Annotated in this window: 17 protein-coding genes; 6 read left to right on the forward strand and 11 right to left on the reverse strand. The window is 70.4% G+C overall.

The features are described from left to right. Nucleotides 1-572: 572 nt before the first annotated feature. Together QWJ90_RS07915 and QWJ90_RS07920 are read right to left on the reverse strand one after the other, a co-directional pair. Nucleotides 573-1,904, reverse strand: coding sequence for a 6-phospho-beta-glucosidase (locus QWJ90_RS07915; protein ID WP_290107155.1), 1,332 nt, complete (start codon nt 1,902-1,904; stop codon nt 573-575). After that, entirely contained in the window at nt 1,901-2,650 is a 750-nt protein-coding gene (locus tag QWJ90_RS07920) for a DeoR/GlpR family DNA-binding transcription regulator (RefSeq protein WP_290107156.1), read from the reverse strand. Before QWJ90_RS07920 ends, QWJ90_RS07915 begins: the two co-directional genes overlap by 4 nt. A gap of 136 nt (nt 2,651-2,786) precedes the next feature. Between QWJ90_RS07920 and QWJ90_RS07925 the strand changes: the two genes are divergently transcribed. From QWJ90_RS07925 to QWJ90_RS07940, 4 genes are read left to right on the forward strand one after another with little or no spacing between them, the layout of a single operon-like run. Then, on the forward strand, nt 2,787-3,845 hold the full coding sequence (locus tag QWJ90_RS07925; RefSeq protein WP_290107157.1) for a carbohydrate kinase family protein: 1,059 nt from the start codon (nt 2,787-2,789) through the stop codon (nt 3,843-3,845). A 1-nt stretch (nt 3,846) separates the two neighbouring features. Beyond that, nucleotides 3,847-5,205: an ABC transporter substrate-binding protein gene (locus QWJ90_RS07930; protein WP_290107158.1), complete on the forward strand. Its 1,359-nt coding sequence runs from the start codon at nt 3,847-3,849 to the stop codon at nt 5,203-5,205. Further along, nucleotides 5,202-6,119 (forward strand): carbohydrate ABC transporter permease, encoded by a 918-nt coding sequence (locus QWJ90_RS07935; protein WP_290107159.1) that lies wholly within the window; start codon nt 5,202-5,204, stop codon nt 6,117-6,119. The genes QWJ90_RS07930 and QWJ90_RS07935 overlap by 4 nt, the downstream gene beginning before the upstream one ends. Next, nucleotides 6,116-6,922, forward strand: coding sequence for a carbohydrate ABC transporter permease (locus QWJ90_RS07940; protein WP_290107160.1), 807 nt, complete (start codon nt 6,116-6,118; stop codon nt 6,920-6,922). Before QWJ90_RS07935 ends, QWJ90_RS07940 begins: the two co-directional genes overlap by 4 nt. Here QWJ90_RS07940 and QWJ90_RS07945 read toward each other — a convergent pair. The 9 genes from QWJ90_RS07945 to QWJ90_RS07985 all read right to left on the reverse strand — a co-directional run bounded on the left by QWJ90_RS07945 (nt 6,915) and on the right by QWJ90_RS07985 (nt 18,422). Then, nucleotides 6,915-7,529: a DNA-3-methyladenine glycosylase I gene (locus tag QWJ90_RS07945; RefSeq protein WP_290107161.1), complete on the reverse strand. Its 615-nt coding sequence runs from the start codon at nt 7,527-7,529 to the stop codon at nt 6,915-6,917. The genes QWJ90_RS07940 and QWJ90_RS07945 overlap by 8 nt on opposite strands. Further along, nucleotides 7,529-9,661, reverse strand: a complete 2,133-nt coding sequence (locus QWJ90_RS07950; protein ID WP_354670425.1) for an ABC transporter ATP-binding protein — start codon at nt 9,659-9,661, stop codon at nt 7,529-7,531. The genes QWJ90_RS07945 and QWJ90_RS07950 overlap by 1 nt, the downstream gene beginning before the upstream one ends. Further along, complete coding sequence (locus QWJ90_RS07955; protein WP_290107162.1) at nt 9,658-11,385, reverse strand: ABC transporter ATP-binding protein; 1,728 nt, start codon at nt 11,383-11,385, stop codon at nt 9,658-9,660. Before QWJ90_RS07955 ends, QWJ90_RS07950 begins: the two co-directional genes overlap by 4 nt. Before the next feature lie 93 nt (nt 11,386-11,478). Beyond that, nucleotides 11,479-12,513 carry a hydroxyacid dehydrogenase gene (locus QWJ90_RS07960; protein ID WP_290107163.1) on the reverse strand — a complete coding sequence of 345 codons (1,035 nt, stop codon included), beginning with the start codon at nt 12,511-12,513 and terminating at the stop codon, nt 11,479-11,481. Nucleotides 12,514-12,541: 28 nt separating this feature from the next. Continuing rightward, nucleotides 12,542-13,204 (reverse strand): ferredoxin-NADPH reductase, encoded by a 663-nt coding sequence (locus QWJ90_RS07965; protein WP_290107164.1) that lies wholly within the window; start codon nt 13,202-13,204, stop codon nt 12,542-12,544. Nucleotides 13,205-13,206: 2 nt separating this feature from the next. Further along, entirely contained in the window at nt 13,207-14,121 is a 915-nt protein-coding gene (locus QWJ90_RS07970; RefSeq protein WP_290107165.1) for a carbohydrate ABC transporter permease, read from the reverse strand. After that, complete coding sequence (locus QWJ90_RS07975; protein WP_290107166.1) at nt 14,121-15,056, reverse strand: carbohydrate ABC transporter permease; 936 nt, start codon at nt 15,054-15,056, stop codon at nt 14,121-14,123. Before QWJ90_RS07975 ends, QWJ90_RS07970 begins: the two co-directional genes overlap by 1 nt. A gap of 77 nt (nt 15,057-15,133) precedes the next feature. Beyond that, the gene (locus tag QWJ90_RS07980; protein WP_290107167.1) at nt 15,134-16,426 is read right to left on the reverse strand and encodes an ABC transporter substrate-binding protein; all 1,293 of its coding nucleotides are present in this window, start codon (nt 16,424-16,426) and stop codon (nt 15,134-15,136) included. A 40-nt stretch (nt 16,427-16,466) separates the two neighbouring features. After that, nucleotides 16,467-18,422 carry a DUF2264 domain-containing protein gene (locus QWJ90_RS07985; protein WP_290107168.1) on the reverse strand — a complete coding sequence of 652 codons (1,956 nt, stop codon included), beginning with the start codon at nt 18,420-18,422 and terminating at the stop codon, nt 16,467-16,469. Nucleotides 18,423-18,560: 138 nt separating this feature from the next. Between QWJ90_RS07985 and QWJ90_RS07990 the strand changes: the two genes are divergently transcribed. Beyond that, on the forward strand, nt 18,561-20,516 hold the full coding sequence (locus QWJ90_RS07990) for a heparinase II/III domain-containing protein (RefSeq protein ID WP_290107169.1): 1,956 nt from the start codon (nt 18,561-18,563) through the stop codon (nt 20,514-20,516). Further along, nucleotides 20,513-21,616 (forward strand): substrate-binding domain-containing protein, encoded by a 1,104-nt coding sequence (locus QWJ90_RS07995; RefSeq protein WP_290107170.1) that lies wholly within the window; start codon nt 20,513-20,515, stop codon nt 21,614-21,616. The genes QWJ90_RS07990 and QWJ90_RS07995 overlap by 4 nt, the downstream gene beginning before the upstream one ends. The last annotated feature ends 23 nt before the right edge of the window (nt 21,617-21,639 follow it).

Genomic DNA, 21,639 nt, shown 5'->3' on the forward strand with positions numbered 1-21,639 from the left:
CAGGAGCTCTCGCCCGGTCCGGCACCCGAATCCTTCCGACAGCGGGTGCTCGAGGCTCGACTTCGACGGCGGGACACCTCCCCCGCCGCGCGCGTGCGGAGTGCGTCGACGATGCGCCCGAGCTGCTCCACTCGCCCGGTCAGCAGCACCAGGTCCGCGTCCGCGACGCCCTCCACGCGCGGGAACAGGCTCGCAACCGCCGAGAGGGCGGTGTTCACCCCCGCGATGGGATCGGTCGCTGTGACCGGGCTGGCGTCCTTGACCATGCCCTCACGATACGAGCGACCACCGACACTCCCGAGGCTCAACAATCGAACATATCGAGCACTGTGAACAATTCGATGAGACTCGCCGTCGCCGACCGGCCTGTGCACATGGCGATCACACCGAGCCCGGAACAGCGCCCCTTCAACAGATGATCGGCCACACGGGAATGCCTCGCGTCGATACGCGAATGTTACGAGAGGCCCGCGCCTTGAAGTAAGAATTACGCTTAACGCGCCCGCGCATTCCTCAAGCCGCACTCGTCCGCCGGACTGGACCCATGCCATCCGACGACGACCTCGACGACGTCAGCAGAGCAGTCGGTCGATCTCCGGGAACTTCGCCGCATACCGGGCGAGGAGCTGCTCGGCGACCGCGACCGAGTCGACCAGCGGATGCGCGGCGAACGCACGCCAGGCGAGCGACCGGGATCCCTCGCGCGCAGCGGCGATCACCAGGCGCTCAGCGGCCTTGACGGGCGCGATGAGGCCGAGCATCTCGGACGAGAGGGGCGCGATCGGCAGCGGATGGACCCCATCCGCGTCCACTCGGCAGCCGACCTCGACGACCGCGTCCTCCGGCAGCTGCGGAACGCTTCCGCCGTTGCGGACGTTGAGGATCATCGTCGCGGACCGCCCAGTCGCCAGCGCCGCCATGAGGTCGAGTGCGACGCGCTGGTATCCGCCGCCGTCGACGTCCTCCGCATGCCGCTCCTCGTCCGATTCCCTGCTCTCGGCCATGTAGCTGGCCTCGCGCTCGTGCCGCACGCGCAGCCACGACGCCAGCGGATCCGTCCCCGGCTCCTGGAAGAACGCCGACTGCTGACGATCCAGGAACTCACCGCGGGTCTCCGCCGCCGCCCGGATGCGCTCCCGCGCCTCGCGCGCGAAGTAGTAGTAGAAGAGATACTCGTTCGGCAGCGCGCCGATCGCGCGCACCCAGTCGAACCCCATGAGGCGCGCCTCCTCGATCTCCTCGAGGGCGGCGTCCGACGCCAGCAGTCCGGGGAGCGCATCGCGACCGTCCACGACGAGCCCGCGCAGCCATCCGAGATGGTTCAGTCCGACGTAGTCGAAGGAGACCTCCGACCCCGCCGTCGCCCCGACTGCCTGCAGCGCGCGGCGGATGAGCCCGATCGGGGTGTCGCAGATGCCCACCACGCGGTCGCCGAGCACCGCGCGCATCGCCTCGGTCACGATGCCGGCGGGGTTCGTGAAGTTGATCACCCAGGCATCCGGTGCGACCTCGCGGATGGTCCGGGCAAGGTCGGTCATGAAGGGGAGCGTCCGCAGGGCGTAGGCGAGGCCGCCCGGACCGATGGTCTCCTGGCCGAGCAGGCCGAGCCCGAGCGCGACGCGCTCGTCGGTCACGCGTCCGGCGGATCCGCCGATCCGCACGGCGCTGAACACGAAATCCGCGCCGGCGAGGGCGTGGGCGAGGTCGGTGCTCGCGGTCACCCGCGGCGCGTGCGCGAACCGCGGCGCCAGGGCGTCGACGACACGCCGGATGGTCTCGAGCCGGTCCGCCGACACGTCGTACAGCACCAGGTCGTCGATGCGGACCGGAGCATCGTCGGCGGCGATGGCCTCGTAGACGCCCGGGATGCGGAATCCGCCGCCGCCGATGATCACGAGCTTCATGCGAAGAGCACCTCCACGTCCGCCTGCTGCAGCCGATCGCACGTCGCGCGGTCGGCCCCGGAGTTCGTCACCACGGTCGAGAGCTCCTCCGGCCCGCAGACGCCGAGCAGCCCGGTGCCGGGGAACTTCGCCCGGTCCGCAAGCACCACCACCCGCTGCGAGGACGCGATCATGGCGCGCTTCACCGGCACCTCCATTCCCGTCGTGTCCGCGATCGAGCCGTCGGCGCGCACGCCACTCGTGCCGAGGAAGCAGATCGTCGCGCGGATCTGCGCGAGTGCCTGCTCGGTGAGCGCGCCCACCATCGAGTAGTAGTTCTTCCGCAGCGCGCCGCCCAGCACGATGAGCTCGACGAGGTCGTCGTCCCGGAGCGCGTCGATGACCGCGAGACTCGCCGTGATCACGGTGATGCGGCGCCCCCGCAGCCGCTCGGCGAGGAGCGCGGTCGTGGTGCCGATATCGATGAGCACGACGTCGCCATCCGCGACGAGCTCGGCCGCTCGCTCCGCGACCGCGGCCTTCTCCTCGCTCTGGTGCGCGGCGACATCCCGGAACGGCACGCGGTCGGCTTCGACGCTGCCTCCCCCGCGCACACGCCGCAGGAGTCCGTCTGCGTCCAGGGAGTTGAGGTCACGCCGGATGGTCGAGGGCGAGACCCCGAAATGGACCGCCAGGTCCTCCACCCGCACCTCGCCGCCCGCGCGCACTCGCTCGAGGATCTTCGCCTGCCTCGTCGCCGTCAGCATGCGCGCCATGCTAGCAGTCATGATCACGCGAATACGAGCACTTGTGCGCAGCACTGCGCATGCGGGACAGTAGGAGCGGGCGCACTCGGAAAGCGCCGTGGCGGCGCTCGACCGCCGGGCAGGAAGGAGCGGCGACGTGGACATCACCCCGACGCATGACGTGCTCCTCGCCGGCCCGACGTTCTTCGATCTCGTCCTCGGCGGGCTCGATGCGGGTCCCGCTCCGGGCACCGAGGTCTTCGCCTCGCACCTCGACACGAGCCCCGGTGGCATCGCGAACCTGGCGGTGGCGACCGCTCGCCTCGGCCTCCGCACCGCTCTCGCCACCGCCCTGGGCGACGACGTCCACGGCCGCTGGTGCCGCACCGTTCTCGCCGACGTGGAGGGAATCGACCTCGCCCCCAGCACGGTGACGGCCGGATGGGAGACGCCGCTCACGGTGTCGATCGCGCACGACGGCGATCGCGCGATGGTCACGCGCGAGGACCCCGCTCCCGCGCTCGACCCGCTCGCGAGCGGGGTGAGTGCGCACGCCATCCTCGCCGATCTCCCCGCTCTCCGCCGTGCCGACGCCGAGGCTCGTGGCGACGCCTGGTGGCGTCACGCGGCGCTGGACGGCGCGCGCGTGTTCGCCGACGCGGGATGGGACCCCGCCGGCACCTGGGACGCCTCGCTGCTCGACCCGCTCGACGCCTGCTTCGCCTTCACCCCGAATGAGCGCGAGGCCGCCGCGTACACGCGGGCGGACTCCCCTGAGCGAGCCGCACGCGCGCTCGCCGACCGGGTGCCGCTCGTCGTGGTCACCCGCGGCGCGGCGGGGGCGTACGCGATCGATGCGGCCACGGGTGAGACCGCGGATGTCTCCGGCGTCGCCGTCACGGCGCGCGACACGACCGGCGCCGGCGACGTCCTGCAGGCCGCGCTCGCCTTCGGAGTCCTGCGCGAGCTCCCCCTCGCCGACGCGGTCGCGTTCGCGGTGCTGTGCTCCGCGCTGTCGGTCGAGCAGCTGGGCGGCGCCAGCGCGAGCCCCTGCTGGGGCGACATCGCCGACTGGCGCGCCGCCCACGCCGACCCGCGCTACGGCTTCGTCGACGACCTGCTCGCCGACATCCCCCATCCCCTGCCCCACCGCGCCGACCGGCGCTTCCCGTTCGCGCGCTTCGGAGCTGAGGCGCACACCCTGAGAGGAACATGACATGCACCGTCATCACCGCATGGTCGCCGTGAGCGCCGTCGGCGCGGCGTTCGCGCTCGGCCTCACCGCCTGCGCCCCCGGCGCCGACAGCACGGCGCCCGCCGAGGAGTCGCCGGCCGGCGAGGTCTCCACCGACGTCAACGAGCTCGGCGACGTCACCCTGAGCGTCTGGGACCAGGAGGTCCGCGGCGGCCAGAACGAGCAGATCGAGCAGCTGAACGCCGCCTTCATGGAGGAGCACCCGAACATCACCATCGAGCGCAACTCGCAGGCGTTCGATGACCTCGCCACGACGCTCCGCCTCGCGATCACCGACGACGACGCCCCCGACGTGGTGCAGGCGAACAACGGCCGCAACACCATGGGCGCGTTCGTCGAGGCCGGCCAGCTGCGCCCGCTCGACGACTACGCCGACGCCTACGGCTGGTTCGATCGGTACTCGCCATCGATCCTCCAGTACTCGACGTACAGCGAGGACGCGACGGAGTTCGGCGAGGGCAACCTGTACGGCCTGCCGCAGGTCGGCGAGGTCGTCGGCGTTTTCTACTCCAAGAGCAAGCTCGAGGGCCTCGGCCTCGACGTGCCGCAGGACTGGGCCGCGTTCGAGGAGGCGCTCCAGGCGGCCAAGGACGCCGGCGAGACGCCGATGCTGCTGGGCAACATCGAGAAGTGGCCGGCGCTGCACGTCTTCGGACCGCTGCAGGGGTCGCTCGTCGACGCCGAGGAGATCACCGACCTCGGCCTCGGCAACCCCGGCGCGAGCTGGACCACGCCCGAGAACGAGGAGGCCGCCGCCCACATGCAGGGCTGGGTGGAGGACGGCTACTTCAACGACGGCGTCAACGGCACCGACTACGACGCGGCATGGCAGTCGCTCGCGGCGGGAGACGGCGTCTTCCTCATCGGCGGCTCCTGGCTGGCTGCCGACCTCGAAGATGCCATGGGCGACGACGTCGGCTTCTTCGTGCCGGCCAAGGAGGACGGGACGAAGGCCACCACGGGCGGTACCGGGCTGCCCTTCGCCATCACCTCGGCTTCGGAGAATCCGGACGCCGCCGCCGCGTACATCGATTTCCTCACGAGCGACGACGCGATGGACGTGCTGGCCGAGACCGGCAACCTGCCGGTGAACGACACCGCCGAGCACGCGCCGGACTCCGGCGTGCAGGCCGACGTGTTCGCCACGTTCGGCGAGGTCACCGAGTCGGGCGCGGTACTCCCGTACCTCGACTACGCGACGCCGACCTTCGCCGACACCCTCGGGCAGGCCCTGCAGGACCTGATCGACGGACGCGTGACCCCGGCGGAGTTCACCGAGACGCTCGAAGCCGACTACAGCGACTTCACCGCCGGCGGATGACAGACACCGTCGCGATCGTCACCGGGCGGAGGGCCAGGCGACCCCCCGCCCGCGTGACGCGGCGGCGCTGGCTGCCGTACGCCTACCTCGCCCCTGCTCTGCTCCTGTACGGCCTGTTCCTGCTCGTCCCCCTCGGGCGCGCCGCGCAGTTCTCGCTGTACGAGTGGGATGGCCTCGGTGCGTCGACCTTCGTCGGTCTCGACAACTACGCGGCCGTCTTCCAGAGCGCGCAGCTGCGGGAGGCCTTCGCGCACGCGCTCGTCCTCATCGTGTTCTTCGCGGTGCTGCCGCTTGCGCTCGGCCTCGTGCTGGCGGCGCTCCTCACCCGCGCGCGCGTGCGCGGCCTGGGGTTCTTCCGGACGATCGTCTTCCTGCCGCAGGTCATCGCGATGGTGGTGATCGCGGTGACCTGGCGGCAGATCTACGCGCCGGAGGGCCCGCTCAACTCGGCGCTCGGCGCGATCGGCCTCGACTCGCTCGCCCGCGCGTGGCTGGGCGACTACGACTGGGCGCTGCCGGCGGTCGGGCTCATCGGCACCTGGGTGTCGACCGGGCTCGTCACGGTGCTGCTCATGGCGGGCATGGCGCGGATCCCCCGCGAGCAGTACGAGGCGGCCCGGCTGGATGGCGCGGGTGCGGTCCGCGAGTTCCTCGCGATCACGCTCCCCTCGGTCCGCGGTGAGATCACGGTCGCGCTGACCCTCACGATCGTCGCGGCCCTGAAGACGTTCGACCTGGTCTACGTGACCACGAGCGGCGGGCCCGGCACCTCGACCACGGTGCCGAGCTACGAGGTGTACCGCCTGGCCTTCACCATCGGCGAAGTGGGCGCCGCGGCCGCGGTCGGCATCGTCCTCACCGTCATCGTGTTCCTCATCAACGCCGTCGTGAACATGATCGGAGAGCGCCGATGAGAGTGTCCCGCTTCGAGACGGCCGCGAACTACGTCATCCTCATCGGCTTCGCGCTGGTGATCCTCGCCCCCATCGGCGTGATCGTGACGCTGGCGCTGGGCCCCGAGCGCCTCTCGTCGGGCGGCGGCCTCCACTTCGAGAACTTCGCCCGCGCCTGGGAGGTCGGCCGCTTCGGGCAGTACATGACGACGTCGGTCTCCGTCGCCGCCATCGTCGTGGTGGTCGCGGTGACCGCGTCGATCCTCGCGGGCTACGCGCTGGGAGCGATGTCGTTCCGCGGCGCGACCGCCTTCTTCTACCTCTTCCTGCTCGGCATCATGGTGCCGACGGAGGCGTTCATCGTGCCGATGTTCTTCGACATGCGCTCGCTCGGCCTCACGAACACGATCTGGGGCGTCGCGCTGCCGCAGATCGCGATGTCGATCGCCTTCGGCACGTTCTGGATGCGCACCTACTTCCGCGGCGCCAGCCGCGAGCTCATCGAGGCGGCGCGCCTCGACGGCGCCGGGTCGTGGCGCATCCTGTGGCAGATCCTCGTCCCCATCGGGCGCCCGGCCATCCTCACCCTCGTGCTGCTGACCTTCATGTGGACGTGGAACGAGTTCCTCATCCCGCTCGTCATGTCGCCGAACGGCGCGGTGCGCACCGCTCCGCTGGGGCTGGCGTTCTTCCAGGGGCAGTACACGCAGGGCACCGCGCTCCTCGCGGCGGGGGCCATCCTCGTCGCCCTGCCCGTGGTGGTGCTCTACGTCATCCTGCAGCGGCACTTCATCAAGGGCATGATCGAGGGCGCCGTCAAGTAGCGGACCAGACCCCGCTCGTGCCGCGGCGATGGCTGCCCATGAGGTGCGTGTCGACGATGCCCACCGCCTCCATGAGCGCGAACATCGTCGTCGGGCCGACGAAGCGGAAGCCGCGCGCCTTCAGCGCCTTCGACAGCGCGACCGACTCCGGCGACGTCGTGGGGATGTCTGCGAGGGTCGTCGGGACCGGAGTCTCGGATGGCCGGTGCCGCCAGATGAGGTCGGCGAGCCCGCCCTCCTCCCGCAGCGCGATCGTGGCGCGCGCGTTCCCGATCGTGGCGAGGATCTTCGCCCGGTTGCGGACGATGCGCGCGTCGCCGAGCAGCCGCTCCACGTCGTCGTCGCCGAACGCGGCGACCGCGTCGGGATCGAATCCGGCGAACGCCTCGCGGAACGCCGGGCGCTTGCGCAGCACGATCGCCCACGAGAGCCCGGACTGGAACGCCTCGAGGCTCAGCCGTTCGAAGAGCCCGGTCTCGTCTCGGATCGGCATCCCCCACTCGGTGTCGTAGTAGGCGCGCAGCAGCTCGTCGGATGCCGCCCACAGCGGCCGGGCCAGGCCATCCGCCCCGACGACGAGATCGGGAACGGGCGCGATCTCAGCCATCAGCGCTCGGTCGCCTCGTCTGCCGCGTCGACCACCTGCGCGGTCGGCGCGACGACGGGTGCCGGGCTGGCTGTCACCGGCACGGGCGCTGCTCCCTGTGCGGGCGTGTCCTCGGCGTCTGCGAGCGCCGCGACCTCCTCGTCGAGGTCCACCGCGGCGTGCTCGAACTGCGACTGGTACAGCCGCCAGTACGCGCCCTGCCGTCGGATGAGCTCGTCGTGCGTGCCCTGCTCCACGATGTCGCCGTGCTCCATGACGAGGATGAGGTCCGCGTCGCGGATGGTCGAGAGCCGGTGCGCGATGACGAACGACGTGCGCCCCTCCCGGAGCGCGGCCATCGCCTGCTGCAGCAGCAGCTCCGTGCGGGTGTCGACCGAGCTCGTCGCCTCGTCGAGGATCAGCACGCTCGGCCGCCGCACGAACGCGCGCGCGATGGTCACGAGCTGCCGCTCGCCGGCGGACAGATTGGCGGCGTCCTCGTCGAGAACTGTGTCGTAGCCATCCGGCAGGGAGTGCACGAAGCGGTCGACGTAGGTGGCGCGGGCGGCCGTCGTGATCTCCTCGTCGGTCGCCGAGGCGCGCCCGTAGCGGATGTTCTCGCGGATGGTTCCGGCGAAGAGCCAGGGATCCTGCAGCACCATGCCGGTCCGGGAGCGGACGTCGGCGCGGGTCAGCCGCGAGATGTCCTGTCCGTCGAGGAGGATGGCGCCGCCGTCGAGCTCGTAGAAGCGCATCACGAGGTTGACGAGGGTCGTCTTGCCGGCGCCCGTCGGGCCCACGATCGCCACGGTCTGACCCGGCTCCACGCGGAACGACAGGTCGCGGATGAGGGGCTTGTCCGGCGAGTACGAGAACGCGACGTTGCGGAACTCGATCACGCCGCGGCCGTCCGGAACCGCCGGCGCCTGCTCGTCGTCGGGCTCCTGCTCGTCCTCGTCCAGCAGCGCGAACACGCGCTCAGCCGAGGCGGTGCCGGACTGGACGAGCGGCAGCATGCCCCCGAGCTCCGTGAGCGGCTGGGTGAACTGCTGGGAGTACTGCACGAACGCCTGCACGTCGCCGATGCGCAGCTGACCGCTGGCGACCATGAGACCGCCGAGCACCGCGATGCCGACGTAGGTGAGCGAGCCGATGAACTGCATGCTCGGCATCATCACGCCGGAGAGGAACTGCGCCCTGAAGGCGGCCTGGTAGAGCTCCTCGTTCTCCTCCTGGAACGACTCGCTCATCGACCTCTCGCGACCGAAGACCTTCACGAGGGCGTGGCCGGAGAACGACTCCTCGACGCGCGCGTTGAGACGGCCGACCTTCGTCCACTGCGTCTGGAATGCCTTCTGCGAGCGCGGCCCGATGACGAGCATGACGAACGCGATGAGCGGCAGGGCCACGAGCGCGACGAGCGCGAGCTGCCACGAGATCGAGAACATCATGACGAGGACGCCGACCACGGTGAGCAGCGAGGTGATCGCCCCCGACAGCGCCTGCTGCAGCGTCTGCGTCATGTTGTCGATGTCGTTCGTCACGCGCGAGATGAGCTCGCCGCGCTGCACGCGATCGAAGTACGCCAGGGGCAGGCGGTTGATCTTCCGCTCGACGTCCTCGCGGAGACCGAACATCGTGCGGACCATGATCACGTTGATGACGTAGCCCTGCACCCACTGCAGCAGCGACGAGAGCACGTAGATCACCAGCGCCCAGGCGATGACCACGCGGAGGGCGTCGAAGTCGATGCCGGCGCCGAGCCGGAAGTGCTCCATCGCGCCGACCAGGTTGGCGAGCTCATCCTCCCCCGCCGCCTGCAGCGCCGCGACGACCTCGGCCTGCGACGCGCCGGCCGGGAACTGTCCCGTCAGCGTCGAGGAGATGACGCCCTCGAACACGATGTTCGTGGCCTCGCCGAGCACCTTCGGCGCGATGACGGCGAGCACGACGCCGATCGCGCCCAGCAGAGACACGAATGCGAACACCCATGCGTACGGACGGAGGAGCCCGACGAACCGCGCGAAGCTCTTGCCGAACTCCGCGGCCTTCCCCGGCGCGACCGATCCCCAGTCGCCGGAAGCCTGACGGGCCTGCTCGGCGAGCTCCAGCTCCGCCTGCTCGTCGGCGGTCGGCTGCGTCTTCTCGCTCACGCTTCCACTCCCAGCTGCGAATCGACGATCTCGCGGTAGGTCTCGTTCTCGGAGACGAGCTCCTCGTGGGTGCCGGACCCGACCATCCGCCCGCCGTCGAGCACGATGATGCGGTCGGCGTCGGTGATCGTCGAGACACGCTGCGCGACGACGATCTTCGTCACGTGCGGCAGCTCGCGCCACAGCGCCTGCCGCAGCCGGGCGTCGGTCGTCAGGTCGAGCGCTGAGAAGGAGTCGTCGAAGACGAGGATGTCGGGGGCGTGCACGATCGCCCGGGCGATGGAGAGCCGCTGGCGCTGCCCCCCGGAGACGTTCGTGCCGCCCTGCGCGATCCGCGACTCCAGGCCATCCGGCATCTCCTCGACGAAGTCCTTCGCCTGCGCGATCTCGAGCGCGCGCCACAGCTCCTCGTCTGTCGCGTCCTCCCGGCCGAAGCGGAGGTTGCTCGCCACCGTCCCGTTGAAGAGGAACGGCCGCTGCGGTACGAGGCCGATGGTCTTCCAGAGCCGCTCGAGATCGGCCGAGCGCACGTCGACGCCGCCCACCTCCACAGCGCCCGCCGTGACATCGAACAGCCGGGGGATGAGGGAGACGAGCGTCGTCTTGCCCGATCCCGTCGAGCCGATGACGGCGAGCGTCTCGCCCGGCCCCGCCTGGAAGCTCACGCCCTCGAGCACGGGCGCCTCGGCGCCCGGGTAGGTGAACGCGACGTCCTGCAGCCGCACCGCGCCGCGCCGCGGGAACTCCGTCACCGGGTTCGCGGGGCGCACGAGCGTGGACTCGCTCGCCAGCACCTCGCCGACGCGATCGGCGGAGACCGCGGCCCGCGGGATCATGATCGTCATGAAGCTCGCCATCATGACGCCGCCGAGGATCTGACCGACGTACTGCATGAAGGCGAAGAGCGTGCCGATCTGGGTCTCGCCGGCGTCGACCTGGATGCCGCCGAACCACACCACCGCGACGATCGTGACGTTGAGCACGAGCATCACGAGCGGGAACATCAGCACGAACAGCGACCCCACCTTGCGCCCGACCACCATGATGTCGGTGTTGGCCGTGCGGAAGCGATCCTCCTCGATGTCCTCGCGCACGAAGGCGCGCACCACGCGGACGCCGGTCAGCTGCTCGCGCATGATGCGGTTCACTCCGTCGAGCTTCTGCTGGTAGGCGCGGAACAGCGGCACCATGCGGCCGATGATGAGCCCCGCGATGAGGAGCAGCGCGGGGATCGAGACCGCGAGGATCCAGCTCAGGCCGACGTCCTGACGCAGCGCCATGATGATGCCGCCGATCGCGAGCATCGGCGCCTGGACGAGCATCGTGGCGCTCATCATGGACACCATCTGGATCTGCTGCACGTCGTTGGTGTTGCGCGTGATGAGAGAGCCGGCGCCGAACTGCGACACCTCGCGCTCGCTGAAGCCGCTGACCTTGCCGAAGACGTCGCGGCGGATGTCGCGCCCGGCGCTCATGGCCGCGCGCGCCGCGCAGAAGGTCGCGACGATCGACGCGAGGATCTGCCCCAGCGACACCGCCAGCATGAACAGGCCGGTGCGGACGATGTATCCCGTGTCGCCGCGCGCGACGCCGTTGTCGATGATGTCGGCGTTGAGCGTCGGCAGGTACAGCGCGGCGAGCGCCGAGGCCAACTGGAAGACGAGGACGCCGACGAGCAGCCAGCGGTACTGCCGCAGGTAGCGGATGAGGAGCTTCAGGAGCACCTCGACAGGATCCCACCGACCGGCGACATTCTCATCCCCCTCAGGTGGGAGATCGACTCAGACGGTCTCGTCGACGATCGCCTCGACCGGTTGTCAGGCCGCCGTCACGAGCGTCTCCGCCCGCACGGGATGAGCGAGCGCCTCTCCGATCGAGATCCGACGCAGCTCGTCGATCTGCGCGTCGATCATGCGATCGACCTCGGTGCCGACGGAGCCCGCGATGTGAGGGGTCAGCAGCACGTGGGGGTGGTCGTAGAGGGGATGGTCCTCCGGCAGCACCCACGGGACAGTGACGTCGAGGACGGCATGGAGGTCTCCGCTCAGGACACGCGCAGTGAGCGCGTGCTGGTCGACGATCTCACCGCGTGCGGTGTTGATGAGGGTGGCGCCCTGAGGCATCGACGCGATGTGGGCGGCCGAGATGAGCCCGTGGGTGGCTGGCAGCGACGGCGCGTGCACAGAGACGACATCGCACGTGCGGCACAGCTCCTCCAGCGACGCCGGCGTCGCGCCGAGCGCGCGCACCTCTTCATCGGACAGCGTCGGGTCGAACAGCCGCACCTCGAGATCGAACGGCCGAAGCAGATCGACGACGCGCCGTCCGATCCGCGAAGCGCCGACGATCCCGACGGTCCGGCGGTAGTTCCCGACGACCCCGAGGCCCGCCTGATCGACGGACGCCCGCCGCTCCCGGTAGGTTCGCGCGATCTCGATGACCCGCTTGTTCGCCAGCAGGATGGCCGCGAGAGTGAACTCCGCGACCGGGACCGCGTTCGCGTCGACGGCAGAGGTCACCTGGATGCCGCGATCCCAGACAGCGGCGCAGAGCTGCTCCTTCACGGACCCCGCGATGTGGAGGATCCATCGGAGGTTCGGTGCGGCGTCGAGCACGCTCTCGTCGATGCGCGGCGTGCGCCACCCGGTCACGAGCACCTCGGCCGCCGCGAGCGCCGCGCGCTCGGACGGCGTCGAGAACCCGTCGACCGTCGCCAGCAGCTCACCGTGCTCGGCGAGCCGTCGCGCGAGATGCGCCTCGGACTGGGGGGTGAAGGCACCCGAGCCGACAGCGCTGAGCACGCGGAGGCGGCGCGGCTCGGCCGCGGAGGGTGCCGAGGGAACGGAGCTCATGGATGGCCCTTCGGGAGCGGTCGACACGTCAGACCTCCGCCGTCTGCAGCGCCGGCTGCAGGGTGTGGCGCCCGCCCGCCCACACGACGTAGAGGCAGGCGGCAGCGGTGAGGCCGATGCCGAGGGCGGGAGCGGCCGTGATCACGGCGATCTGCACTGCGATGACCGCGAACGATGCGATGGTCAGGGGCCAACGGCGAACCGCGAGCACGGTCGCCACCCGGACCACGTCGCGCAGGCGCGCGCGCGGGTCCTCCGCGAGTGCGACCATCCCGACCATGCCCGCAGCGAGTGCGAGCACCGCGACGACGATCAGCAGCGGTGCGGCGATCGCACCGGCGCCGGTGGGAACGAGCACGAACACGTCGACCAAGGCGACGACGAGCACGGCGACCACCAGAGCCGACAGGGCAAGCGCTCGGCGCCACATCGTGCGCAGCGACCGCAGGAAGACGCTCAGCACCGCGCTCTCGCCGTCCGCGTGTGCACGGAAGGTGCCGAAGGCGGCGGCGACACCAGGGCCCGCCAGCGCCGCGGCCACAGCGAGCAGCGGCCACGAGAGCGACGGATCCGTGGTCACGAGCAGCACGATGAGCGGCAGGGCGAGGACGGCGAGCGCCAGATTGACGCCCAGCGCGAGGTGCACGACGCCGAAGAGGGTCGCGTATGCGCTGTGGGGGATGCGCTTCATCGTCAGCCCTTCATGCCACTGGTCGCGATGCCCTCGACGAAGAACCGCTGCCCGAGGAGGAAGACCACCGCGATCGGGACGACGGAGATGACCAGTCCGGCGAACAGCACGCCGTAGTCCACGTCGTAGAGGCTCGCGACGAAGTTGTTGAGGCCGAGCTGCATGGTCCACAGGCTGGGGTCGCGGAGGTAGATGAGCGGCCCGAGATAGTCGTTCCACGTGTTGACGAAGGTCAGCAGCGACAGGCTCGCGATGGCGGGCACCGACAGCGGCAGCATGATCCGCCACCAGATGCCGTACTCGCTGAGGCCGTCGAGTCTGGCGGCCTCAGAGAGGTCCTCGGGAACCGTCTCGTAGAACTGCTTCATGAGGAACACCCCGAACGCGCCGAACGCCTGCAGCAGGATGATCGACCACAGCGTGTTCGCGACGTTCGCGTTGGAGAGCAGGATGAACTGCGGGATCATGTACGACTGCCACGGGACGGCGATCGTGGCCACATACAGGAGGAACAGCGCATCCCGGCCGGGGAAGCGGATGCGCGAGAAGCCGTACGCGGCGAACGACCCGGTGAGCACCTGCAGCGCCGTGACGGTGACCGAGAGGACGAGCGTGTTGCGGATCCAGGTGAGGATGTCCGAGCGCGTCCAGATGTCGACGTAGTTGTCCCAGACGAACACCTCGGGCAGCCAGCGCACCGGCACCGAGAAGACCGAGTTGGCGTCCTTCAGCGAGCTCATGATCATCCAGAAGAACGGCGTGAGCATGGCGACCGCCGCGATGATGAGGACCACGTAGAGCAGCGTTCGCCCGACCGTGTTGCGACCGCGACCCGCGGGGCGCGAGCGCGGATTCGGCTCGATGCCGAAGCGCTCGCGGCGGCGGGGCGGCGTGACCAGGGTCATCGTCTCGCTCATCACGATTCCTTCCGCTTGTTCCACAGGAACTGCACGATCGTCACGAGGATGCACAGGAGGAACAGCACGACGGCCGCCGCCGAGGCGTAGCCGAAGTCGTTCTCCTGGAACCCCTTCCGGTAGATGAACTGGGAGATCACGGTCGTGGACTGACCCGGCCCGCCGTTGGTGAGCACGAGGATGAGATCGAAGATCTTGAAGGAGTTGATCGTCAGCATCACCGTGACGAAGAACATCGTCGGCCGCAGGCACGGCAGGGTGACGTTGCGGAACCGCTGGAAGACATCGGCCCCGTCCATGCGTGCTGCCTCGTGCAGCTCGCGCGGCACCGTCTGCAGCGCGGCGAGGAAGAGCACCATGTAGTAGCCCATGTCGCGCCAGGTGCTGATGATCACGACGGCGGGCATCGACCACTGGGCAGAGGTCAGCCATCCGGGCGGCTCGGAGATGCCCACGAACCGCAGCATCTCGTTGATGGGGCCGTAGTCGGGGCTGAACAGCAGGTTCCACACCAGCGCGATCGCGACGATGGAGGTGATGTAGGGGAAGAACGCCGCGGTGCGGAAGAACGCCACCCCGCGCAGCTTGTTGTTGAGCAGCAGCGCGAGCCCGAGCGACACGACGATCGTGAGCGGGATGTGCAGCACCGAGTAGTACAGCGTGTTGCCGAACGCGGTGCGGAAGCTGCCGTCGCCGATCAGCCGCTGGAAGTTCTGCAGCCCCACGAAGGTCGATGTGCCGAAGATGTTCCAGTTCGTCATCGACATGTAGAACAGCACGATCACGGGCACGAGCGTGAGCGTCGCGAAGCCGAGGAAGTTCGGCAGGATGAAGCTCCACCCGAGGAGGGTGTTGCGCATCCGCAGGCGGGATGGCCGGCGTCGGGGCCGCGGCGCCGCCGCGACCCGGACCGGCGGTTCCGTGGTGACTGTCATGGTTCTCCTCCTGTCATGTCTCACTCCCCGCGGGGAGGACGTGCGCCCTCCCCGCGGGAAGTGAGACACGGGGTGGCTTACTCGGTGCCGACCTCGTTGGCCACACGCTGCTCGGCCTCGGTGATCGCGGCATCGATATCCGTGGACCCCGACAGGATGGCCGAGTGCATGTCGTCGAGGATGTTCTGCACGGCCGCGGTCCTGCTCGAGGTCGGGTTCTCGGGGAGCGTCTCGTGCGTCTGCACGGCGAACTTCGACAGCTCGTCCTGGGGCGCGCCCTCGACGCTGAAGTACGCCTCGATGACGGGGTCGCTCAGCAGCGCGGGAGTGATCCCGATCTCGGCCAGCGCGGTCGCGGCCTCCTCGCTCGCCGCATAGGCGAGGAAGTCCTTGGCCGCCTGGACCTTCGCGTCGTCGATGTTGGCGTTGATGCCGAAGCCGGTCGGGTCGCCGAAGGTGACGGGCGTCGCGTCCATTCCGGTGGTCGAGGAGTCCTGCTGCGGGATCGGCGCGATGCCCCACTCGAAGTCGTCCGCCTCGCCCGACTCCTGCTGAGCCAGCAGCGTGGCGACGAACCAGGTGCCCATGGGGAGCATCGCGGCGTGCTGCTTGCCGAACTCGCCCTGGTAGGTGAGCTGGTTCGCCGTGACGGTGTTGAACGCCTCCTGCGCGCCGGCGTCCTGCAGCTCGATCACGCGCTCGTAGTAGGGGGCAAAGTAGTCGTACTCGCCGCTCAGAAGGTCCGCGCCCTCGGTCTGCGCCGTCGCGAAGCCCTGCACGGTGGACTTCCAGGCGTGCTGGTACGTGCCCTTGGCGGCGCCGGCGTCGGCGAGGGCGGTGGTGAGCTCCTCGGCAGCGGCCGAGTAGTCATCCCAGGTCCAGGAGCCGTCCGGATAGTCCATGTCGGCCTGATCGAAGAGAGCCTTGTTGTAGAAGAGGACCCAGGAGTCCTGGCGGTAGGGAACGGCGTAGGAGGTGCCGTCCACCTCGAAGGACTCGGCGCCGCCGATCCCGTCGGGAAGCTCGACGTCGGACACGTCCAGGAGCTGCCCGCCCTCCTGGAAGGTGTTGACGTACTTGACCTCCTTCTGCGTGATGATGTCGGGGCCGCTGCCGGCGGCGAGGTCCGCCGTGAGGAGCGTGTTGTACTCGACGGGGTCGTAGTCGACCACCTCGACGGTCACGTCGGGGTGGTCCGCCTCGAATCCGTCGGCGAGGAGCTGGAACTCCGGCGTCGTGTCGACGCTCCAGCCCGAGACGGTGAGAGTGACGGGTCCGTCGGCCTCTGTCGGCTCCGCCTCGCCGCTGCACCCGGCGAGGGCGACGGCGCCCACGGCGATGCCCGCGGTGGCGATGATGATGCGCTTCATGAGAATGCTGCTCCTTTGCTGCAGGGGGGTCTTCTCGGGGTCACCGCGGCGCGGGCTGCGCCGAGCGGATGTCTGTGAGGCTCGTGGTCGTCGTGACGCCATCGGGCCAGGTGATGTCGACGCTGTCGTCGGCCAGGGCGACGGTGGCAGCAAGCTGCGGCTCGGCGGCGAGCACGAGTTCGACCGCGAACCACTCGCCCGCGCGGGCCGCGCTCTCGAGCACGGGAACCCCGCTCGTGGGGCCGAGGGGGCTCGCGCCCTCCCGCACCTCGACGTCAGCGCTCGCGCGGTGGGACAGCGCGCGCAGGGTGCTCGTCACGTCACCCGATCGCACCTCGGCCAGCGTGTCCGGAGCCGACGCGGTGCGCGAGGTGACCGCATCGCCCGCCACGGGCCATCCGCCCCAGCGCAGCCGCCAGTCGGCGATCTCGGTGCCGGGAGCGAGGTCGTCGAGGCGGGTGAGCCGCACCTCCGTGGCGCCGCGGACGAGCGAGACGACCGTCAGGCGCCCGACCACGGACGCAGCCCCGACCAGGCCGGAGCCGTGGCGCTGCTGTCGCTCGTCGACGGCGAGCGTGTGCGCGCGCCACGTCGAGGCCGCGACGCCCAGGCCGTCGACGACACGTGCATCCAGAAGCTCCATCGCCGCACGGTGCGTCGCATCTGCTGCGTCCACCAGGGTCACCGACTGCTCGAGCGGCTCGCGCCACCCGCGCTCGTCGAGGAGGGGGCTGGTCGCCGTGGAGTAGGCCAGGCGCGCGTAGAGAGGCGAGTCGCCCACGAGCGCGCCTGCGGCCGCGTGGTCGGTGCCGTGGTTGACGACGCGGACGATGCCGTCCGCCGCGGTTCCCGCCGCCACCCACCCCGGAGCCGCGATGGCGCGGACGAAGTCCGCTGATTCCACCGGCAGCGGCTCAGCCGGAGCCGTCCACACCGGATGGTCGGCCGGGAGCGCGATGCCGAGGAGCCCCTTGGCGGCCCAGTACGGCGAGCCCGGCCCCGAGTACGACTGGGCCAGCGGCCGCCACTCGTCATGCCAGCCCATCGTGAGGAGCCCGCGGGCGTCGGGGACGCCGTGACCGGCGAAGTGCGACACGATGCGATCGGCGGCATGGCGCAGCGCGCCCGCGGAGTGGGAGGGGACCTCGGCGAGCACGCCGACCCAGAACGGCGCGGCCGCCGCGAAGCGGTAGATGAGGCTGCGGCCCTGGAGGAGCGGCGAACCGTCAGCGCCGACAAGATGCCGGGCGTCGACGAGGAAGCGGTCCAGGGCCGCCACGTCCTTCGCGGTCCTGCCCTTCGCGAGCTCGTCCGCACCCTGCATGCGCGCCCACAGCACGGGGTAGAGATGCAGCGCCCAGCCGACGTAGTGGTCGAACGAGCGCTCCTCGCCGTCCGACATCCAGCCGTCGGCGCGGATGAACGAGTCGTGCAGTGTGAGGTCGGCCTCGACGTCCTCCGCCGACCACGGGCCACCCACCGAGCGCAGGAAGGTCTGCACGACCAGGCGGAACCACAGCCAGTTCGTGCGCGGATAGGTGTCGTCGCCGACGGCGGGAGCCAGATAGTCGATGACGCGCTGCTGGGTGATCTCATCGAGACGTGCCCAGATCCAGGGGCGCGTCATGTCCAGGATGAGCGCGATCGAGGCGGCCTCCACCTTCGCCTGCGCGTGCTCCTCCAGACGCACCCATCGGTCCGGGGCCTGCGGGTCGACGCCGGTGCGGATGCCGGTGGCGAAGAAGTCGATGAGAGCGTCCACGCCCTCTCCTCGCTCGCCCGCGATGCGGAAGCCGGCGAGGAGGAAGGTTCGGGCGAACCCCTCGAGGCCGTCGACGTCCCGGCCGTAGCCGCCCGAGGCTCCGGGAGGCGTGATGCGAGCGCGGCCGGGCGAGGCCCAGGCCATAGCGCCCTTCAGGAGGCGATCGGCGTACGCCGTCCAAGCACCGCGGCTCCAGTCGGAGGCGCTCGGCGACGAGGGGGCGTGAGCGGTCACGGATTCTCCTTCGAATGACGACCTGTGGCGAACGATCAGGAGCGTATCAATCAGTTCCGGTCGATTCAAACGTTAGTTGCACGGTCCTGATCGGTTATGATCGATTTGGCCGCCGGCCGCTTCCGGAGGAGATCGATGATGACGAAGACGTCCGAGGCGCCGCCCTTCCGCGGCCCTCTCTCGCGCGAGCTCGCCGCGGAGGCGGGCGTCGCGGAGGAGCACCTCGCCGCAGCGCTCGCCGCGCGGCTGGCAGCCCCCGTCGACGCTCTGCCTCTCGCGCCCGCTTTCGATCGGGCCCCCGATGCGGTCACGCTCGCTCACCTGCTGGGACGCGCCGAGGGCGAGGCCGACACCCCCTGGCCGCAGCCGCGCGCGCATGACGCCGCGCGCTTCCACGGCGACGGCGACCGCGTCGCGTGGGAGACGCCCGCGTTCGCGCGCCAGCATCGCCTCACCCGCGTGGCCGTGCTGGCCGCCGCCACCGGCGAGGAGCGCTGGCTGGACGAGACGGTGGACGGAGTCATCATGCTGTGCGAGCAGAGCTCGTGGTGCTGGCCTGCGCATGACGACACCTTCGCGCGGCACGGCGCCGTACTCGCCACGGTGGAGGACCCGTACCTGGACCTCGGCGCCGGAGAGGTCGTCGGTCAGCTGGCATGGCTCGATCACCTGCTCGGCGGCTCTCTCGACGCGCGTTATCCGGGAGTGCGGGGTCGGATCCGGCGCGAGGCGCGCAGGCGCATCTTCGAGCCGTTCCTCGGCCGCCGCGACTGGCACTGGCTCGGCCTGGACGGCCACGTCCACAACTGGAATCCCTGGATCCACGGCAACGTCCTCGTCGCGGCTCTGCGTCTGCTCGACGGCGATGACGAGAGCGATGTCCGCGCGCGCATCGTGGCGCTCGTCGTCGAGGGGCTCGACCGCTACGTCGCGTCCCTCCCCGGCGACGGCGCGATCGACGAGGGCTACGGGTACTGGTGGAACGGCGCGTGCCGGCTGCTCGAGGCACTCGATATCCTCGCGCATGCCACCGACCTCGACCCCGTCGCGCAGATCCCCTCGCTGCGAGAGACCGTGGCCTTCCCTCACCGCATGCACCTGGGCGGGGACTGGTTCGTGAACGCCGCGGACGGACAGGCGCGCTCCGACGAGTCTCGACCATGGCATGCGCTGCACCGAGCCGCTCGTCGCGCCGACGACGCGGAGGCCGAGGCCTTCGCGGCTCTCCACCGGGACCCGAGCCGCCCGGCCGCCGACGCGACCGAAGGCCTCGGGCGCCTGCTGCGGGCGCTGTCCGATCCGGCATGGCTGAGCGCGCGGGGAAGCGCCGCGCCGCTCCCCCGGTCGGTCTGGCTGCCGTCCACGCAGATGCTGATCGCCCGGCCGCACGCCGGCTCGCCGCGAGGCCTCGCGGTGGTCGCCAAGGGCGGCCACAATGCCGAGAGCCACAACCACAACGACGTCGGAAGCGTGATCGTGGCCTCCGACGGCGTCCCCGTCGTGATCGACGCGGGCCGCCCGACCTATGACGCCCGCACCTTCGGCGCCGAGCGGTACACGCTGTGGCCGATGCAGAGCGAATGGCACAGCGTGCCCCTCGTGCGCGGCGCCGGGCAGGCAGCGGGGCGCGCACATGCGGCTGAGCTCCTGTCCGTGCGACAGGAGACCGGCGTCGACGAACTCGTCCTGGACCTCGCCGCCGCGTACGACGCTCCGGCGCTCTCCTCGTGGCGCCGGAGCGTTCGACACGAGGGCGGGTCCGTGACGGTGCGCGACGAGTGGTCGTGGAGCGACGACGACGCGGCGAGTGGCGATGGCGCGGACGCCACGCAGATCCGGCTGATCATCGCGGGCGAGATCGAGCTGGCGGCCGGCCGGGCGCTCGTGCGCCCGCTGGATGCGGCGACGCCTGTTCTCATCGAGTGGCATGGCGCCGCCCCCGCCACCGTCACCGAGCGTCTGCTCGACGACCCCATGCTCTCCGACGTGTGGGGTCGGTCACTGCGGCGCATCGAGATCGACGTCTCCGGCAAGTCCTCGGCGACGGTGACGATGCGTCAGGATGAATCCACGAGCGAGAGGACGAGGGGATGACCGACCAGACGGTGCCGCTGGCGGCCTCACGCCGCGACCTCATCCTCGACGTGCTCGCGCGCACGGGCGCGGTCAGGGTGTCGCAGCTCACCGAGGAGTTCGGCGTCGCGGCCGTCACGCTGCGCCGGGATCTTCAGCAGATGGAGTCCGAGGGCCTTCTCGTGCGCGTGCACGGCGGAGCCGTCCCCCCTCCCGGGGGCGTCGTGCCTCGTCCCACCGGCCTCGATGTCACCGCGGTCGGCGGCCGGATCGGCGTGCTCGTGCCGTCCCTCGACTTCTACTGGCCCGCGGTCGTGCGCGCCATGGAGCAGGACGCCCGTTCTCGCGGCATGTCGCTGCTTCTGCGTGGGACGTCCTACGACCTGCAGGACGAGCGGCCGGTCCTCGAGCGCATGCTCGAGGCGGACGGCGTCGCCGGCCTCGTCGTCGCCCCCAACACCGATACCGAGTACGCGCAGGACGTCGTCTCCTGGCTCGGCGCGGCGGGCGTGCCCTTCGTGCTCGTGGAGCGCGACGCCGTGCACGGGCGAGACGGTGCGCCTGTCGAGGCCGTCGCCACCGACCATGCACTGGGAGCGGTGCTCGCCGCGCGTCATCTCGCGCATCTCGGCCATCGCAGGGTGGGGCTGCTCATCTCGCGCAGCTCGCCGACCTCGCGCAAGATCATCGCCGGCTGGTCGGCCGCCTGCCGGGAGCTAGAGCTCACTCCGAGCGAGCACGTCGAGCGGCTTCTTCCCGACCCCAGCATCCCGGGCTTCTCGAAAGCCGTCGACGCCGTGCTGGACGCGGTGCTCACGGCCGGAGTGACGGCGCTGCTCGTGCACTCCGACCGCGAGGCCATGGCGATCGTCGACCTCGCGCTCGCTCGCGGCCTGGATGTCCCGGGCGACCTCTCCGTCATCGCCTACGACGACGAGTACGCGGAGCTGTTCACTCCCGCGCTCACCGCCGTGTCGCCCCCGCGCGCAGCGCTCGGACGCGCGGCGCTGGATCTGCTGCTCGCGCGCATGGCGGATCCCGAGCGGCCCGTGCACCGCGTGACGCTGAGCCCCACGCTCAACGTGCGCGCGTCAACGGGCGCCCCCCGCGATGCGCGCTAGCCCTGCGGCGCGCAGTGAGACGG

This window comes from Microbacterium oryzae (assembly GCF_030406385.1).
GTDB lineage: Bacteria > Actinomycetota > Actinomycetes > Actinomycetales > Microbacteriaceae > Microbacterium > Microbacterium oryzae_A.

What these genes read in the sequence shown, in the direction of transcription:
- QWJ90_RS07915 (WP_290107155.1), bottom strand. Translation starts at nt 1,904, where the DNA reads ATGAAGCTCGTGATCATCGGCGGCGGCGGATTCCGCATCCCGGGCGTC.
- QWJ90_RS07920 (WP_290107156.1), bottom strand. Translation starts at nt 2,650, where the DNA reads ATGCTGACGGCGACGAGGCAGGCGAAGATCCTCGAGCGAGTGCGCGCG.
- QWJ90_RS07930 (WP_290107158.1), top strand. Translation starts at nt 3,847, where the DNA reads ATGCACCGTCATCACCGCATGGTCGCCGTGAGCGCCGTCGGCGCGGCG.
- QWJ90_RS07935 (WP_290107159.1), top strand. Translation starts at nt 5,202, where the DNA reads ATGACAGACACCGTCGCGATCGTCACCGGGCGGAGGGCCAGGCGACCC.
- QWJ90_RS07940 (WP_290107160.1), top strand. Translation starts at nt 6,116, where the DNA reads ATGAGAGTGTCCCGCTTCGAGACGGCCGCGAACTACGTCATCCTCATC.
- QWJ90_RS07945 (WP_290107161.1), bottom strand. Translation starts at nt 7,529, where the DNA reads ATGGCTGAGATCGCGCCCGTTCCCGATCTCGTCGTCGGGGCGGATGGC.
- QWJ90_RS07960 (WP_290107163.1), bottom strand. Translation starts at nt 12,513, where the DNA reads ATGAGCTCCGTTCCCTCGGCACCCTCCGCGGCCGAGCCGCGCCGCCTC.
- QWJ90_RS07965 (WP_290107164.1), bottom strand. Translation starts at nt 13,204, where the DNA reads ATGAAGCGCATCCCCCACAGCGCATACGCGACCCTCTTCGGCGTCGTG.
- QWJ90_RS07970 (WP_290107165.1), bottom strand. Translation starts at nt 14,121, where the DNA reads ATGAGCGAGACGATGACCCTGGTCACGCCGCCCCGCCGCCGCGAGCGC.
- QWJ90_RS07975 (WP_290107166.1), bottom strand. Translation starts at nt 15,056, where the DNA reads ATGACAGTCACCACGGAACCGCCGGTCCGGGTCGCGGCGGCGCCGCGG.
- QWJ90_RS07980 (WP_290107167.1), bottom strand. Translation starts at nt 16,426, where the DNA reads ATGAAGCGCATCATCATCGCCACCGCGGGCATCGCCGTGGGCGCCGTC.
- QWJ90_RS07990 (WP_290107169.1), top strand. Translation starts at nt 18,561, where the DNA reads ATGACGAAGACGTCCGAGGCGCCGCCCTTCCGCGGCCCTCTCTCGCGC.
- QWJ90_RS07995 (WP_290107170.1), top strand. Translation starts at nt 20,513, where the DNA reads ATGACCGACCAGACGGTGCCGCTGGCGGCCTCACGCCGCGACCTCATC.